The 15,390-nt window shown below is 64.1% G+C and carries 14 protein-coding genes; 9 read left to right on the top strand and 5 right to left on the bottom strand.

Annotation, left to right across the window (positions count from 1 at the left end; all coding sequences use genetic code 11):
• Complete coding sequence (locus A9995_RS07270) at nt 1-978, bottom strand: nitronate monooxygenase family protein (protein ID WP_067610820.1); 978 nt, start codon at nt 976-978, stop codon at nt 1-3.
• Between the two features lie 74 nt (nt 979-1,052).
• Between A9995_RS07270 and A9995_RS07265 the strand changes: the two genes are divergently transcribed.
• The gene (locus A9995_RS07265; protein WP_067610818.1) at nt 1,053-2,576 is read left to right on the top strand and encodes an acetyl-CoA acetyltransferase; all 1,524 of its coding nucleotides are present in this window, start codon (nt 1,053-1,055) and stop codon (nt 2,574-2,576) included.
• 6 nt (nt 2,577-2,582) lie between these two features.
• Here the strand turns inward: A9995_RS07265 and A9995_RS07260 are convergent, their stop codons facing one another.
• Together A9995_RS07260 and A9995_RS07255 are read right to left on the bottom strand one after the other, a co-directional pair.
• The gene (locus tag A9995_RS07260; protein ID WP_067610817.1) at nt 2,583-3,398 is read right to left on the bottom strand and encodes a crotonase/enoyl-CoA hydratase family protein; all 816 of its coding nucleotides are present in this window, start codon (nt 3,396-3,398) and stop codon (nt 2,583-2,585) included.
• Nucleotides 3,399-3,482: 84 nt separating this feature from the next.
• Complete coding sequence (locus A9995_RS07255; RefSeq protein ID WP_067610815.1) at nt 3,483-4,667, bottom strand: LL-diaminopimelate aminotransferase; 1,185 nt, start codon at nt 4,665-4,667, stop codon at nt 3,483-3,485.
• Nucleotides 4,668-4,806: 139 nt separating this feature from the next.
• Between A9995_RS07255 and A9995_RS07250 the strand changes: the two genes are divergently transcribed.
• The 6 genes from A9995_RS07250 (at nt 4,807) to A9995_RS07225 (ending at nt 11,158) form a co-directional block, all read left to right on the top strand.
• Entirely contained in the window at nt 4,807-6,687 is a 1,881-nt protein-coding gene (locus A9995_RS07250) for an alpha/beta hydrolase (RefSeq protein ID WP_067610812.1), read from the top strand.
• Between the two features lie 84 nt (nt 6,688-6,771).
• Nucleotides 6,772-7,584, top strand: a complete 813-nt coding sequence (locus tag A9995_RS07245; RefSeq protein ID WP_067610810.1) for a phasin family protein — start codon at nt 6,772-6,774, stop codon at nt 7,582-7,584.
• Between the two features lie 224 nt (nt 7,585-7,808).
• Nucleotides 7,809-8,198 carry an ATP-dependent Clp protease adapter ClpS gene (clpS, locus tag A9995_RS07240; RefSeq protein WP_067610808.1) on the top strand — a complete coding sequence of 130 codons (390 nt, stop codon included), beginning with the start codon at nt 7,809-7,811 and terminating at the stop codon, nt 8,196-8,198.
• 110 nt (nt 8,199-8,308) lie between these two features.
• Nucleotides 8,309-9,538 (top strand): LptF/LptG family permease, encoded by a 1,230-nt coding sequence (locus A9995_RS07235; protein ID WP_082992551.1) that lies wholly within the window; start codon nt 8,309-8,311, stop codon nt 9,536-9,538.
• 7 nt (nt 9,539-9,545) lie between these two features.
• The gene (lptG, locus tag A9995_RS07230; protein WP_067610806.1) at nt 9,546-10,643 is read left to right on the top strand and encodes an LPS export ABC transporter permease LptG; all 1,098 of its coding nucleotides are present in this window, start codon (nt 9,546-9,548) and stop codon (nt 10,641-10,643) included.
• The gene (locus tag A9995_RS07225) at nt 10,640-11,158 is read left to right on the top strand and encodes a GNAT family N-acetyltransferase (protein ID WP_067610804.1); all 519 of its coding nucleotides are present in this window, start codon (nt 10,640-10,642) and stop codon (nt 11,156-11,158) included. Before lptG ends, A9995_RS07225 begins: the two co-directional genes overlap by 4 nt.
• 34 nt (nt 11,159-11,192) lie before the next feature.
• On the opposite strand, the gene A9995_RS07220 is transcribed toward A9995_RS07225, so the two are convergent.
• Nucleotides 11,193-12,281 (bottom strand): fatty acid desaturase, encoded by a 1,089-nt coding sequence (locus A9995_RS07220; protein ID WP_067610802.1) that lies wholly within the window; start codon nt 12,279-12,281, stop codon nt 11,193-11,195.
• 123 nt (nt 12,282-12,404) lie between these two features.
• Here A9995_RS07220 and A9995_RS07215 point away from each other — a divergent pair, with 123 nt between their 5' ends.
• Together A9995_RS07215 and A9995_RS07210 are read left to right on the top strand one after the other, a co-directional pair.
• Nucleotides 12,405-13,562 carry a hypothetical protein gene (locus A9995_RS07215; RefSeq protein WP_067610800.1) on the top strand — a complete coding sequence of 386 codons (1,158 nt, stop codon included), beginning with the start codon at nt 12,405-12,407 and terminating at the stop codon, nt 13,560-13,562.
• Nucleotides 13,563-13,692: 130 nt separating this feature from the next.
• Nucleotides 13,693-14,142 carry a response regulator gene (locus A9995_RS07210; protein WP_067611048.1) on the top strand — a complete coding sequence of 150 codons (450 nt, stop codon included), beginning with the start codon at nt 13,693-13,695 and terminating at the stop codon, nt 14,140-14,142.
• A 378-nt stretch (nt 14,143-14,520) separates the two neighbouring features.
• Here A9995_RS07210 and A9995_RS07205 read toward each other — a convergent pair whose 3' ends face one another.
• Nucleotides 14,521-15,267, bottom strand: a complete 747-nt coding sequence (locus A9995_RS07205; RefSeq protein ID WP_067610798.1) for a Crp/Fnr family transcriptional regulator — start codon at nt 15,265-15,267, stop codon at nt 14,521-14,523.
• Nucleotides 15,268-15,390 lie beyond the last annotated feature (123 nt).

Below are 15,390 nucleotides of genomic sequence, written 5' to 3'. Positions count from 1 at the left end.
TCAGGCGTTCAGGAAGCCGGTCAGGCGCTGGCGGATGATCTCATCGGCTTCGCGCATGATCGTGTCGATCAGATCCTTGCAGGTGGGGGTGTCGTGAATCAGCCCGGCGACCATGCCGCAGGACCACGCGCCGGCATCCATTTCGCCCTCCATCATGATCCGGGGATAGACGCCCGCGACCTCTTCGATGATGTCCTCGAACTTGAGATCGGCGCCGAGCTTGCGCTCCTTCTCGATCAGGCGATCGACCGCATCATTGGCCATCACCCGCTCGGTGTTGCGCAAGCTGCGCATCACCAGCCGGGTGTCGAGCTCCGAAGCCGCGACGATCGCCTGTTTCACGTTCTCGTGGACCGGCGCTTCCTTGGTCGCGATAAAGCGGGTGCCCATGTTGATCCCCTCGGCCCCCATCGCGAGGCTGGCGACGAGGCTGCGTGCATCGGCTTGCCCGCCGCTGGCGACGAAGGGAATGTCGAGCTCGTCAGCCGCGCGCGGCAGCAGGATCATGTTGGGAATGTCGTCCTCACCCGGATGCCCGCCGCATTCGAAGCCATCGACGCTGACCGCATCGCAGCCGATCGCCTGCGCCTTCAGGCTGTGGCGCACGCTGGTGCATTTGTGGATCACCTTGATACCGGCATCCTTGAGATGCGGCAGCACGGCCTGCGGATTGTTGCCCGCGGTCTCGACCACTTTGACGCCGCCCTCGATGATGACCTTGATGAGGCCGCCGTAGTCGGGCGAATTGACGCTGGGCAGGAAGGTGAGGTTCACGCCGAACGGCTTGTCGGTCAGTTCGCGGCATTTGGCGATCTCGGCGGCGAGTTTCTCGGGCGTACCCTGCGTCAGCCCGGTGATGATCCCCAGCCCGCCGGCGTTGGACACCGCCGCCGCCAGCTCGGCAAAGCCGACATAATGCATGCCGCCCTGGATGATCGGGTGTTCGATACCGAACATTTCGGTGATGCGGGTCTTCATGGCTGCTCTCCCTTTGTGTTTCGTTTTGCAACGCGTATCGGTCGTACGAGAGGCGCGCAAGGGAGAGATGTCGCATGGACGAACGGGACGAGAAGGCGGAACGGACGCCGGTGATCGTAGGGGTGGGCCAGGTCAACGATCGCCCGGATCGCCCCGAAGACGGGCTCGACCCGATCGGGCTGATGGCCGCAGCGCTCCGCCGCGCCGACGCGGATGCGGGGGGCGGGTTGCTGGCGCAGTGCGACTCGCTGGCGGTGGTGAGCCAGCTGGCCTGGCCGCAGCTCAATCCGGTCGACGGCAAGCTCGCGCAAGCGCTGGGCATCGCGCCCGCCCATAGCGAGCAGACCGCCATGCCCAATGGCGACAGCCCGATCCGCCTGCTGCACGAGGCCGCCAACCGGATCGGTGCCGGCGAGGCGCGAATCTGCGCGGTGGTCGGCGCAGAGGCGCTGCGTACCGCCGCGCAACTCGCTGCGGCCAAAGCCAAGGCCGGCGACGACAAGCCCAATGCCCTGCGCGATGCCAGCCACCGGCGGCGCGTGGGCTACGCGCAGAGCCACGGGCTGACGGTGCCGGTCGATGTCTATCCGCTCTACGAGAACGCCGGCCGCGCCGCCTATGGCCAGTCGCTGGATGAGGGCCAAGCGGAGAGCGGCGCGCTGTGGGCGGGGATGAGCGCGGTCGCCGCGCAATGCGAACACGCCTGGATCCGCGAGGCTGTCGCCCCCGAAGCGGTGGTGGCGCCATCGGAGCGCAACCGCCCGCTCGCCTTTCCCTACACCAAGCTCCAGGTCGCCAATTCCTCCGTCAATCAGGGGGCGGGGTTTCTGGTCGCCAGCCTCGCCGAAGCGCGCCGCCGGGGCATCCCCGAGGAGCGGCTGATCCATATCGGCCATGGCGCCGCCGCGCACGAGCATGACGATTTTCTCCAGCGCGACAGCTACGCCGCCTCGCCCGGGCTGACCGTGTCGATCATGCGGACGCTGGAACTGAACGGCGTCACCACCGCCGATCTCGATCATGTCGAGCTCTACAGCTGCTTCCCCTGCGTTCCCAAGATGGCGCGGCGCGTGCTCAACTGGCCGCTGGACCGGCCGATCACCCGGTTTGGCGGGCTGACCTTCGGCGGTGGACCGATCGGCAATTACATGAGCCATGCGCTCGCCTGCATGGTCGAGACCTTGCGCGAGACGCGGGGGCGCGGATTGCTGTTCGCCAATGGCGGCTATGCCACGCACAACCACACCATCCTGCTGTCAGCCGAGCCTACACAGGCGCAGTTTCCGCAGGATTTCGACTATCAGGCCGAGGCCGATGACTTGCGCGGGCCAATTCCGCCGCTCGACGAGAGCTATTGCGGCGAAGCCACGATCGAGACCTACACCGTGCACTACGCGCGCGACGGCGCGCCCCGGCTGGGAACGGTCGTGGCGCGCACCCCTGCGGGCGCGCGGACACTGGCGAGTGTGCCGCCGGGGGACAGGGCGACGCTCGACCTGCTCACCAGTGGGGCGCGCGAACCGGTGGGCAGCGCGGGCATGATCGTCGCCGACGAGAGCCCCGAGGATCTGCGCCGCTGGGTGCCGGACCCGAACTAGTCGGAGTTAGTTGTCGGTGAAGCTGGGTGCGCGCTTCTGCATCCCCGCCATCACCGCCTCGACCTGATTGGGCCGCCGGATGACAGTAGCCTGCTCCTCGCTTTCGGCGAGCAGGATGGACTCGGTGTCGCCCTCCAGCATCGAGTCCGACAGCCGCTTGGCGGCGCGGATCGCTTCGGGGTTGCGGCTGGCGATGGTCTCGGCGATCGCCTGCGCGCGGGCCAGCGGGTCCTCCTCGACGAAGGTCGCCAGCCCATAGGTCGCGGCCTCTTCGCCGGTGAATTCGCGGTTGGTATAGACCAGTTCGCGCAACACATCGTCGCGGATCAACCCGCGCCACAGCGCATAACCGCCCATGTCGGGCACCAGCCCCCATTTCATCTCCATGATTGCCATCCGCGTCTGCGGGTGGACGACGCGGATATCAGCGCCGCTGGCGATCTGCAGCCCGCCGCCGAAGCACACGCCATGCACAGCCGCGATCACCGGGACCGGGCACTTGCGCCAGGTCATCGCGACCTCCTGGAACTTGTTGGCATTGCCATGGGTGCGCTCGGTCAATGGCGCGGCCTCGCCCGATGGCGCGGCGGTAAAGCTCGCCATGTCGAGACCCGCGCAGAACGCCCGCCCCTCGCCCGAGAGCACCACTGCGCGCAGGCCCGCGAGCGTGCGGAGATGCTCGCCCGCTGCGATGATCGCCTCGAACATCGCCGGGTCGAGCGCGTTCATCTTGTCGCCGCGGGTCAGGCGGACATTCGCAACGCCGTTGTCGGCAAGTTCGACGGAAATTCGGTCACTGAACTGCATGGGGGTGGGCTGCATGGGGATCGATCTCCTGAAAGGTTTGCGGCGATGGTGCGCGAGCGATGCGGCGCTGTCCAGTTCGGTCGGTCGCAGGCTGCGCGGTCAAGCCGCTCCCTTGGCGAGGAAGCGCTTGATGTTGCGCGCCGCCTGACGGATGCGTTGCTCGTTCTCGACCATGGCGATGCGGACATGGCCTTCGCCCTCCTCGCCATAGCCGACCCCGGCGGCGACCGCGACATCGGCTTCCTCGATCAGTCGCTTGGAAAATTCGAGACTGCCCATGCCTTCGAACCCCGTTGGCAGCTTCGCCCAAGCGAACATCGAGGCGGCAGGAGAGGGGATGTCCCATCCCGCCCGACCGAAGGATTCGACCAGCACATCGCGCCGTTTCTGGTACAATTGACGGTTGGTCTCGATGATGTCCTGCGGCCCGTTGAGCGCGGCGCAGGCGGCTGCCTGGATCGGGGTGAAGGCGCCATAGTCGAGATAGCTCTTCACCCGCGTCAGCGCGGCGATCAGTTCGCGGTTGCCCACCGCAAACCCCATCCGCCAGCCGGCCATCGAATAGGTCTTGGACATCGAGGTGAATTCCACCGCGACCTCCATCGCGCCCTCGGCCTGCATGATCGAAGGGGTCGGCACCCCGTCGAAATAAAGTTCGGAATAGGCCAGATCCGAGATCACCCAGACCCCGTTCTCGCGCGCCCAGTCGACCACCCGCTGGTAGAAGGCGAGATCGACCACCTCGGCGGTGGGGTTGGAGGGATAATTGACCACCAGCATCGTGGGCCGCGGGACGGTGTATTGCATCGCCCGGTCGAGTTCCTGCCAATACTCCTCGCCGGGCGTCGTCGGGACCGAGCGGATCGTCGCCCCGGCGATGATAAAGCCGAAGGTGTGAATCGGGTAGGACGGGCTCGGCGCCAGCACCACATCGCCCGGCGCGGTGATCGCGGTGGCGAGGCTGGCGAGCCCTTCTTTCGACCCCATCGTCACCACGATCTCGCTCTGTGGGTCGAGTTCGACCCCGAAGCGGCGTTGGTAATAGCTGGCCTGTGCGCGGCGCAGCCCCGGAATGCCCTTCGATTGCGAATAACCATGCGCATTGGGCTTGCGCGCCACTTCGCACAATTTGTCGATCACATGCGGCGGCGGCGGCTGGTCGGGATTGCCCATGCCAAGATCGATAATGTCGCGCCCCGCCTGGCGCGCGGCATGACGCAGCGCGTTCACCTCGGCGATCACATAGGGCGGCAGGCGTTTGATACGGTAAAAGGGTTCGGACATCTGGGTTCCCGGAACACGAGGGGCTCTTGTCACATTGATTACCTATTCATGCGGCACGCGCAAAGACACTCGCTATAGTGGGTGCGCGGATAATCTAGGGTGCTGCATAGGCGTGCTTGCTCGTGGGAGAGAATTGCCAATGACCGACAAACCGGGGACCGATCCCGAATTCGACCCTTTCGCCCAGGCGCTCGAGACGCAGGTGCAGTTTGCGCAAGCGATGTTCGCGCCCATGATGGGGCGTGCGGACGATCGGGCGGTGGCGGCGGAGGATATGCAGCACTGGGCTCAGGTCGGGCAGAAACTGCAAGGCATGTGGCTGCAATACCAGACCGAGCGCATGTCCGATCCGCAGACCATGCTGCCCTATCTCGATCCTTCACGCTGGATGAATCTGGCGCAGGGCTGGTACCGACAAATGCCGCTGGCGCATGCCGAACAGCAGAAAGTGTTGTGGGATGAAGGCTTCCGGCTGTGGGAAGATGTGCTGGGGCAATACGGCATCGGCCCCAAAGCGGACGAAATTGCCGATGGCGACCCGCAGCTGCCGCGCAAGGATCGGCGCTTCGCCGACACGCACTGGCGCGCCCACCCCGCCTTCGCGCTGCTGCATCAGACCTATCTGTTCCTCGCCGAACGTGTCGGGGAAATGGTGGACCGGATCGAGGGCCTGTCCGAGGACAAGCGTGAGCAATTGCGGTTCACCACGAAGGCGATCACCGAGGCCGCGAGCCCGGCGAATTTCCCGCTGACCAACCCGGTGGTGCTCGAACGCACGCTCGAAACGCGCGGCGACAATCTGGTCAAGGGGATGGAGCATCTGCTGGCCGATCTGCGCCGCGGGCAGCTGAGCCACACCGATGCCAATGCCTTCACGCTGGGCGAGAACATCGCGGTCACCCCGGGCAAGGTGGTCCACGAAACCCCGCTCTACCAGCTGATCCAGTATACCCCCACCACCGAGAAAGTGCTCGCCACCCCGCTGGTCATCTTCCCGCCCTGGATCAACCGCTTCTACATCCTCGATCTCAACGCGAAGAAGAGCTTCGTGCGCTGGGCGGTCGCGCAGGGCGTCACCGTGTTCATGGTCAGCTGGAAGTCCGCCGATGCGAGCATGAAGGATGTGGTGTGGGACGATTACGTCCGCGCCCAGATCGATGCGATCGACCATGTCCGCGATCGGCTCGAGGTGCCCGCCGTCAATGCCATCGGCTATTGCGTCGCGGGCACCACGCTGGCCGCAACGTTGGCGGTGCTCCACCGTCGCGGCGAAGAGGACAAGGTAAGGAGCGCGACCTTTTTCACCGCGCAGGTGGATTTTGCAAAGGCCGGCGAGTTGCTCAATCTGATCGACGACCAGCAGCTGGCGGCGATCGAGGGGCTGGCGCCCGAAGGCTATCTCGACGGGCGCTACATGGCGGCGGCGTTCAACATGCTGCGCGGCACCGACCTGATCTGGAACTACGTCGTCAACAATTACATGCTGGGCGAGGACTACCCCGCATTCGACCTGCTCCACTGGAACGGCGACGTCACCAACCTGCCGGCCAAATGGCACAAGCAATATCTGTGCGATCTCTATCGCGACAACCGGCTGGTCGAAAAGGACGCGCTGAGCGTCGACGGGACGCCCATCGACCTCGGCCTGATCCGCACTCCCTCCTATATCCAGGCTGGGCGCGAGGATCACATCGCGCCGGCCCAGAGCGTCTGGCGGATGACCGACCACCTCGCCGGGCCAATCCGTTTCGTCCTTGCGGGATCGGGCCACATCGCGGGCGTCGTCAATCCGCCTGACGCCAACAAGTACCAGTACTGGATCAACGAGGACGAAGCAGGCAGCCTGGATGAGTTCGCGCAAGGCGCGGTCGAGCATCCGGGAAGCTGGTGGCCCGACTGGATCGAATGGTTGCGCGCGCAGGACGGTGAAACGGTGGCGGCGACGGGCAAGCGCAAGCCCGGATCGCGTGGCGACAGGGTAATCGAGGATGCCCCGGGACGCTACGTCATGGCCCGCTAACCGGTATGGTGCAGTGCACAATAAATCCTTGACTTCGCAGTTGCAGCATCCTACTTGTGCATTGCAGCAAGAAGCGAGGACTTTATGGCCGAGAGCCAGACCAAACCCGATACCGCATCCGAAAAGGCCTCCGCCGAGGCGAGCCGGAACGTAGCTGATGTCAAGGACACCAGCGTCGATCTCAAGGCCGTCGAAAAGGCAGTTGAGGCCGCAGCCCCCGATGCTGCCAAGTCCGCACCTGTCAGGCCCGCCCCTGCCAAAGCTGCCGAGGTCGCCAAGGCCGTAGTAGCCAAGAAGAAACCCGTTTCGAAAACCACTCCGAAGACCGCTTCGAAAACCACTGCGGCAAAGAAGAAGGCTCGCGCCGCAAAGCCCGCTTCGCAGAAGCCGGCGCCGGCGAAGAAGCCCGCTCAGCCCCGCAACACCCCGATCACCAAACGCAAGGACACCAACATGGCCACCGCCAACAAAGCTACCGATTTCACCGCCACCGCCAAGGAAGCCGCTTCCGAAATGCAGAACCGCGCCAAGGCAGCCTATGAAAAGGGCACCGCGTTGACCGGCGAAGCCACCGAATTCACCAAGGGCAATGTCGAAGCGCTCGTTGAGACCGGCAAGCTGCTCGCCAGTGGCATGCAGGACATGGGCCGCACCTATATGGAAGATGCTCGGACCGCCGCCGACACGGTAACCGAAGACGTCAAGAAGATGGCCGCGATCAAGTCGCCGACCGAGCTGTTCCAGCTGCAGGGTGAAATTGCCCGTCGCAATTTCGATGCCGCCGTCGCGCAGACCTCGAAGAACACCGAAGCGATGATGAAGCTCGTCACCGAGGCTTTCGCGCCGCTCTCTAACCGTGCCAGCGTCGCGGCCGAGAAGGTCTCGAACGCCGCCTGAGCGGGTTAGGATTTCTGTCGCCGGGCGTCTCTCTCCTCTCTCTCGCGCCCGGAGACAAACGACAGCGGGTCGGATGGTGTGCATGCCGTCCGGCCCGTTTTTCGTTTTCCGCCCGGTAGAACGGGCTAAATTCTCTCTCGAACGGGTTATTTTGTCATGAAACCGGCTCGATCCGCCCGCCATGGGTTGCGAAGCGGCTCGGCCATACGATATTGTAGTTCTCAATGCTTCGACTGATCGCCTCTAGCAGCCAGCTGCCCTTCCCCCCGCGCGCCGCGGACGAGGACGAAGGCGCGGGTTCCGACGATTCCGATACCGAGCGCCGGATCGGTATCGCCACCAAAACTCGCGACAAGCCTAAGAAACCAAGTCAGTACAAGGTCCTGCTGCTTAACGACGATTACACACCGATGGAATTTGTGGTGATCGTGCTCAAGCGGTTCTTCCGGATGGATATGGAGGAAGCGACCCGGGTCATGCTGCATGTCCACCAGAGGGGTGTCGGCGTATGCGGAATCTTCCCCTACGAAGTCGCCGAGACCAAGGTGAACCAGGTCATGGATTTTGCGCGCCAGAACGAGCATCCGTTGCAATGCACGCTTGAGAAGGCTTGAAGCGCGGCTCCCTCAAGGCCCCACGCACTCGTCTCCAGCCAACCATAGGGCATGACCCGGCAGCGTTTTCGCGCTAGGGCCGGTGACCCCTCGATAAGTGACGGCGAGCCTTGTTCAACTTCATCCCCAGCATCGATCGATACATTTTCCGGCTCGTGATCGTGCCGATGCTCGGCGTGTTCGCACTCGCGGCGTCATTGCTGATGCTCGACAAGATGTTGCGGCTGTTCGATTTCGTCGCGGTCGAGGGCGGGCCGGTGGGCGTGGTCTTCAAGATGCTCGGCGCGTTGATCCCGGAATACGCCAGTCTCGCCATTCCGCTTGGCCTGCTGCTCGGGATCCTGTTCGCGTTCCGCAAGCTCGCCACATCGAGCGAACTCGATGTCATGCGCGCCGTGGGCCAGAGCTACGGGCGCCTGCTGCGGGTGCCCTATATCATCACCTTCGTGCTGATGGCGGTGAACATCGCGCTGGTGTTCTACATCCAGCCGATCAGCCGCTACACCTATGAGCAACTCGACTATGAATTGCGCTCGGGTGCGCTGGGTGCCTCGATCAAGGTCGGCGAGTTCAATTCGCTGGCCGATCGCATGGCGCTGCGGATCGAGGAGAGCGAGGACGACGGACGCCAGCTCAAGGGCATTTTCGCCCGCGTCGCCAATGAGCGTGGCCAGGTGCTCTCGATTTCCGCGCGTGAAGGGTCCTTTCTTGCTACCACCGACAGCCCCGACACCATCATCCTGCGCCTGCTCGACGGGACCATCGTCCAGGACACCGGAAGCCAGACGCCCCGCGTCCTGACCTTCAGCCGTCACGACCTGCCGATCGACCTGCCGCGGATGGAGGAATTCCGCAGCCGCGGCGATGCCGAGCGCGAGTTCATCCTTCCCGAACTGTTGCGCGTCGGATGGAGCCAGGAAGAACCGGAGGTCAGACGGACCGCCAGCCAGGCCAGCTTCAATTTCCGCATGGTCGAAGTGGTGATGATGATGATGATGCCGCTGCTCGCTGTCGCGCTCGCCATCCCGCCCAAACGATCGTCCAGCGCGCTGGGCGTCTTCGTGTCGATCGTCATGGTGGTCTCGTACCACAAGGTGAACCAGTACGGAGCGGATGTCGCCGCGTTGGGAAGGATCGACCCCTTCATCGCGTTGTGGGGCCCGTTCGCGATCTTCGCAGCGCTGATCGTCTGGATGTATTATCGCGTGGCTTTCGTGCCCGGTGGCCAGGCCATCGGCGCGCTCGAGACCGGGTTCGCGAAGGTCGCCCGTTGGATCAGCCGACTGTTCGGCCGGCGAGGGCGCGAGTCTCGCGATGCCCAGCTGGCTCCTGCAGAGTAAACGCACGATGCAGCTCGATTTCTTTCCATCGCGAACGCTGACGGTCTATCTCGCCAAGATGTTCATCACTCGCATCCTGGCGGTGCTGGTGATGCTCGTGCTGGTGCTGATGATGCTCGACCTGCTTTCCGCCAGCGGAGGAATCCTCGCGGTCGAGGGCAATGGCCAGGGCGAACTGATCACCTATGCCAGCTTGCGTATCCCGCAGCTGGTGGCGCGCTTCCTGCCCTACTCGGTGCTGCTGGCAACACTCATCACGCTGGTCGGGCTCAACCAGAACAGCGAAGTTGTCGCGATGAAGGCGGCCGGGCTCTCCGCGCATCAGGTCCTGTCGCCGCTGCTGCTGACCGCTGCGCTGGTGGCGGTGATCAGCTTCTCCTTCAACGAACGGGTCGTGACCCGCGCGACCGAGACGCTGAAGGCCTGGGAGGCGACCGAATTCGGCGCGCTGGCGCCCGAATCGGGCGGCAAGGCCAACATCTATTTGACCGATGGGCAAAACGTCCTGTCCGCCGCCTCGATCAGCGGCAGCGGCGAGGCGATCGTGATGGCCGGGGTCACCTGGTATCGTCGCAGTCCCGAGGGCATGATCATCGAGCAGGTCCGCGCGCCGCGTGCCACCTACGCCGCCCCCGGCTGGGAACTGGAGCAGGCAACCCGGTTCGAAGTGTCGAATGCCGGTTCGCAAAACCTCGATCGACTGGTGGTCGGCCAACAGGTGACCCCGTCGCAGATCGACCTCGCGACCGTCGATCCCGACGCCCTGCCGTTCTGGGAGCTGACCGACTCCATTCGCCGCTACGAGGAAGCCGGCAGGCGCACCGACGAACTGCGGGCAAAGTGGTGGCACAAGCTGTCGGGGCCGCTGTCGTCGGTGCTGATGCCGCTGCTGGGATCGATCGCCGCTTTCGGACTGGCGCGATCGGGCCAGCTGTTCGTGCGTGCAATCATCGGGATGGCGCTGGGCTTTGCCTATTTCGTGGTCGACAACGCTGCGCTCGCAATGGGCAATTTTGGCGGCTACCCGCCGTTCCTGGCTGCCTGGGCGCCGTTCCTGCTGTTCCTGCTGGTGGGTGAGACGGTGCTCGTTCGCACTGAGGAATGACGGCCTGGTCGATCAGGCTGGCACGGCGCGATGACGCCGCGGCGCTGCCGGCCATCGAGCGCAGCGCAGCAGAGCTGCTCGCGGGCTATCCCGGGATCGAAGGGATCGATCCGAAGCAGGTCACGTCCGCCGACCGCTATCGCGCGTTGATTGCAAAGGGTCACAGCCTTGTCGCCACCGTAGGGGATCGCGTGGTCGGGTTTCTGGTCACCGAACCCTGCGGGCGCGAACTGCATATCCGCGAGATAAGTGTCACCACCCAATGGCAACGGCAGGGAATCGGGGCCATCATGATCCGCGCCTGCGGTATCGATGCCGGCAACGCAGGATTTTCGGCGCTGACGCTGACCACCTTCCGCGACGTCCCGTGGAATGCGCCGTTCTACGCCCGGCTCGGTTTCGTCGAGGTCGCGGAGCCTGAAGAGCATCTCCGGCTCAGTTCCGAACTCGAAAACGAAGCCTGCGCCGGGCTAAAGCCCGCACAGCGGGTGGCAATGATCCGGTTTCTCGGCTGAGAACCGCCGGGAAAAACCCTCAGCGCACCCGCCCTCAGCGCACCCGCATTGTGCTGCGCGCGATCCGTCCGACCAGCATCATCATGCCCTTGTGGTTGGCGCCGTCATAGGTCGAGCCCTCGCCCAGATTGTCACGCAACCGGCGATGCGCCTCGGGGAGCGAGTGATAGGGCATCGACGGCATCAGGTGGTGCAGCGCATGATAGCGCAGACCGACCGGCGCCCAGATCTCGGCGATGGCGCCGGGCGGCGGGACATTGACCGAATCGAGGAACTGCGCGGTGACCGTCATCGGCTCGCCCTCGTTCTCCCACAGATGCGCGACCAGCGTACGCAGCTGGTTGAGAACCGCGGTGACCGAGACAACCGCCAGCGCGACCAGCAGCGGCTTCCAGCCAAACGCGAACACGCTGCCAAGCAGCAGCCACGACCACAGGAACCCGCCTGATTCCTGGCGAAACACGCGCGGGCCCAGTTCGCCTTCGGGTGGGCGGCGGCGAAAGCGCGGGTTGATCGAGAGCGCGGAAAACCGCTGCCAGACAAGGTTGCGGATGGCGGGCACCAGCGCGCCCAGCGGCACCAGCACGGCAAAGCGGAACAGCAGCGCCACCGGCGCCAGCAGCGCCACCAGTACGAACAGCGGGAGCGACCATGGCTTCATCAGCGCCAGCGGGAGATATTCGGGATCTTCCACCGTGCCGTATTGGGTGCGCTTATGGTGCAGTGTGTGGACGCCCTCGTACATGAAGGACGGCGTCAGCAGCGGAATCCCGACCAGCAGGTTCCAGGCGGTGCGGAAGCCCGGGAGCGCAGTGCGGTGAATATGCGACAATTCGTGGATGAACAGCAGCGCGCGATAGAGCGCCAGCGCCGATACCAGCCCTAGCGCAACCGCGAGCAGCGTGCTGTCCACCAAGATCGCCCCGGCCAACGCGGCGTAACCGATGCCCGCGGAGAGCAGCATGTCGGTCCAGTAGATCGCCGGGATCGCCTCGGCGATATCCTTGGTGAGATCGCGCGCGGCGCGCAGCATGGCCTTGTCGTCGGCAATGGGCGCGCGCACCCGCTGCGCGGCTGGTGCCGGCGCGCCCGTATCCACGTGGATGGTTTGTTGCATGGTCATAATCGGCCTATCCGACGCGGAGCTTACCGCATTTTGTCCGCGTAAAACAGGGCGCGCGGGTTCGCTTGACAAAAGCTCGTCTGCCACCGCAGTGGCGAACCCAGGCTGAACGAGGGATCGCAGGTGGTAGCAGGCGAAATAGGTATCCGACCGGTCGCGGGCAAGCACGGACGCGCCGAATTCGTCGATCTGGGGCGCCGCTTTGCCAAGGGTGTACCGCACAGCGTCCCGCAATTGCGCTCCGAACAGCTCGAACTGATCGATCCCGACCGCAACCCTTTCTTCGGCCATGCCCGCGCGCAATTGTTCATCGCCGAACGCGATGGCGTGGCGGTGGGCCGCATCTCCGGGCATATCGACGAGCTCGCGCTCGAACTGCCCCCCGAACAGGGCATGGGGCCGGGAACGGGCATGTTCGGCTATTTTGATGCTGCCGACGAGCAGGCGGCGCACGCCCTGCTCGCCGCGGCCGAAGACTGGCTGCGCGGACAGGGCATGACCAGGGTTCTGGGACCGATCTCGATGTCGGTCTGGGAAGAACCCGGGCTGCTGGTCAAAGGCCATGATCACGCGCCGATGATCATGATGGGGCACCATCCGGACCATTACCGCAGCTGGATCGAAAGTGCGGGTTACACCACAGCCAAGCTGCTGCGCACCTACGAACTCGACGTGCAGAAGGAATTCCCGCCACTGATCCGCCGGATCGTCGCCTCGGGCGAGCGCAACGAGCGGATCACCGTGCGCTATGTCGACAAGGCGCAGTGGGAACGCGAGGTCCGCATCGTGCTGGAGATCCTCAACGATGCCTGGTCGGACAATTGGGGCTTCGTGCCCTTTACCGATCGCGAAACCGTCTACGCTGGCAAGAAACTGCGCCCGTTGATCCATGAGGAGATCAACATGATCGCCGAACTGGATGGCGAACCGGTGGCCTTTATGTTGACCTTCCCCGATGTGAACGACGTGCTGCGCAAGACAGGTGGCAAGCTGTTCCCCTTCGGCTGGCTGCGACTGCTGCGCTGGGCGCGCAATCCGAGGGGTTCCGGGATGCGGGTGCCGCTGATGGGGGTGCGCAGATCGCTGCACAATTCGCGGCTGGCGAGCCAGCTGGCCTTCATGATGATCAGCCAGATCCGGCACAATGCCGCCGAAAACTGGGATACCGAACGTGGCGAGATCGGCTGGGTGCTCGACGACAACAAGGGCATGGTCGCCATCGCCGAGACGATCGGTGCCAAGGTCAATCGCGAATACGCGGTTCTGGAGAAGACTCTCTGAACGCGTGCTCGCGGGATGTGGCCCGAACGCCACGCCTGACCGGGAGAAATCCGCCTGCGGGAACCATGCCCCCTTCCGATAGGTTTCCACACCGAACCGGGCCCTGCCTGCCCGGATGGGTTGGGGCTGGATGACACTTACGCCACACACGAACGGGACCTGCGCTCCAAGCGCCGAGGGCGTGCTGCCGGGGCGGGTGTTGATCGTGGAAGACGATGCGATCCTGGCAGTGACCATCGAGATGACGCTGCGCGACGCCGGCATCGTCGATATCGAAATGTGTTCGACTACCGAAATGGCGCTGGTCGCGCTGCGCGAGAACCGGCCCGACGCGATCGTTCTCGACGTCCATCTCGCCGACCGCGACGATGGCTGGACCATCGCCGAGCTGGTGCGTTCGCTTGGACCGAACAGCCCACGGATCGTGTTTTCGACTGGCGCTCCGCGGGATATCCCGCCGGAAATCGCCGATTTGGGCTGCGTCCTGGAAAAACCCTACGATCCGCAAACGCTGGTCGATGTGCTGCGCGAACCCAAGCGGCGCGGGATCATCTCGCGATTGCGCAGCGCGCTGACCTGATTCCCTTTTACTGGACATCGCGGGGCCAATCGATGCACCCTGCAAAGGTGTGCGCGATTGCCCGTTTTAAAGCCTGCCCCCTAAAAAATCCGCCGCCTCTCAAAACACGCTTATGAAGCTTCGTGAGAAAGGCGCCGGCCCGAAAAAAGGCCTCCGCTCTTTTCGAGCGAAGGCCTTCGGGATCGTGTCACCAGCCGCTTGGACGGGAGGGGGGTCTCGGCGGTGACATTAGACAAATGGTCGAACTTGAGCTAGGTTCCCGACCTGTGTGAAAATTATTTCGCGGGGTTACCGAACGCGAGACCACCGTATCGCTGCGGCCTGATATTACGGCCAAATACTCCGTCCAAATTCTGCGGCTAATCCCAGCTACTGTGACTAGATAAACGGTCGGACTTGATCGGCCCGGCGGTCGAATTGCGCATATTCGCTCGCTGCATCGAGATCGCCCACGCAAATTTCGCCCGGCTTCCAATCGACCAAGCCGTCGCGCGCCAGGGATTTGATCGTGCGGTTGGTATGCACTAGCGACAGCCCGAGCATGTCGGCGATCTGCGCCTGCTTGATCGGCAGCGCCAGACGGTTGTCCGCGTCGACCATTCCGACCCCGATCGCGCGGTCGAGCAGCCACACGGCGAGATAGGTGACACGTTCTTTCGCCGAGCGCCGACCGAGCGCGACGATATGCTCCTCGAGCGCGGTCTCTTCTTTCGCGGCAAGCCAGGTCAGGTCGTAGCCCAGGCCGGGATGCGTACCGATCAGCTCGGCAAAGCCGCCCTGCCCGAACACGCATAGTCTGGCGGGCAGCAGCGCCTCGACCGAATGCTGGGGGGCTTCGTCGAAGGCGCCCTGCAGGCCGACCAAATCGCCCGGAAACATGAAATTGACGATCTGGCGGCGGCCGTCATCCAGCTCCCGATAGCGCATCAACACCCCCTCCAGAACGGTATAGAGATGATGCGACGCTTCGCCCTGCCGGACGACCGCCCCGAGGCGCTCGACCCTCACTTCTCCGCGCTTGAAGCTTTGCATATAGTCCAGTTGCCGCTGTTCGAGCGGCCGCAGGCCGGGACAGTTCTGGAGCGGGCAGGTCTGACAGGGTAACGGATTGTCGACTGCTATCATTCGTCCATTGCCCCGACATCTTTCATCGACCATTGGCAGTGGCAGAAAGAATGTCAATTCGCCGGGGATGGCCGCCGCTCGGGCGGAACCATCCCATTTGGCCTGCGTTCTAGGCGCGCTAAC

Origin of the sequence: Erythrobacter sp. QSSC1-22B (assembly GCF_001678665.1) — a bacterium.
In the GTDB taxonomy this organism is placed as follows: Bacteria; Pseudomonadota; Alphaproteobacteria; order Sphingomonadales; family Sphingomonadaceae; genus Qipengyuania.
Note: the sequence above shows the minus strand (reverse complement) of the source record. Positions and strands in the feature narration are given on the sequence as shown.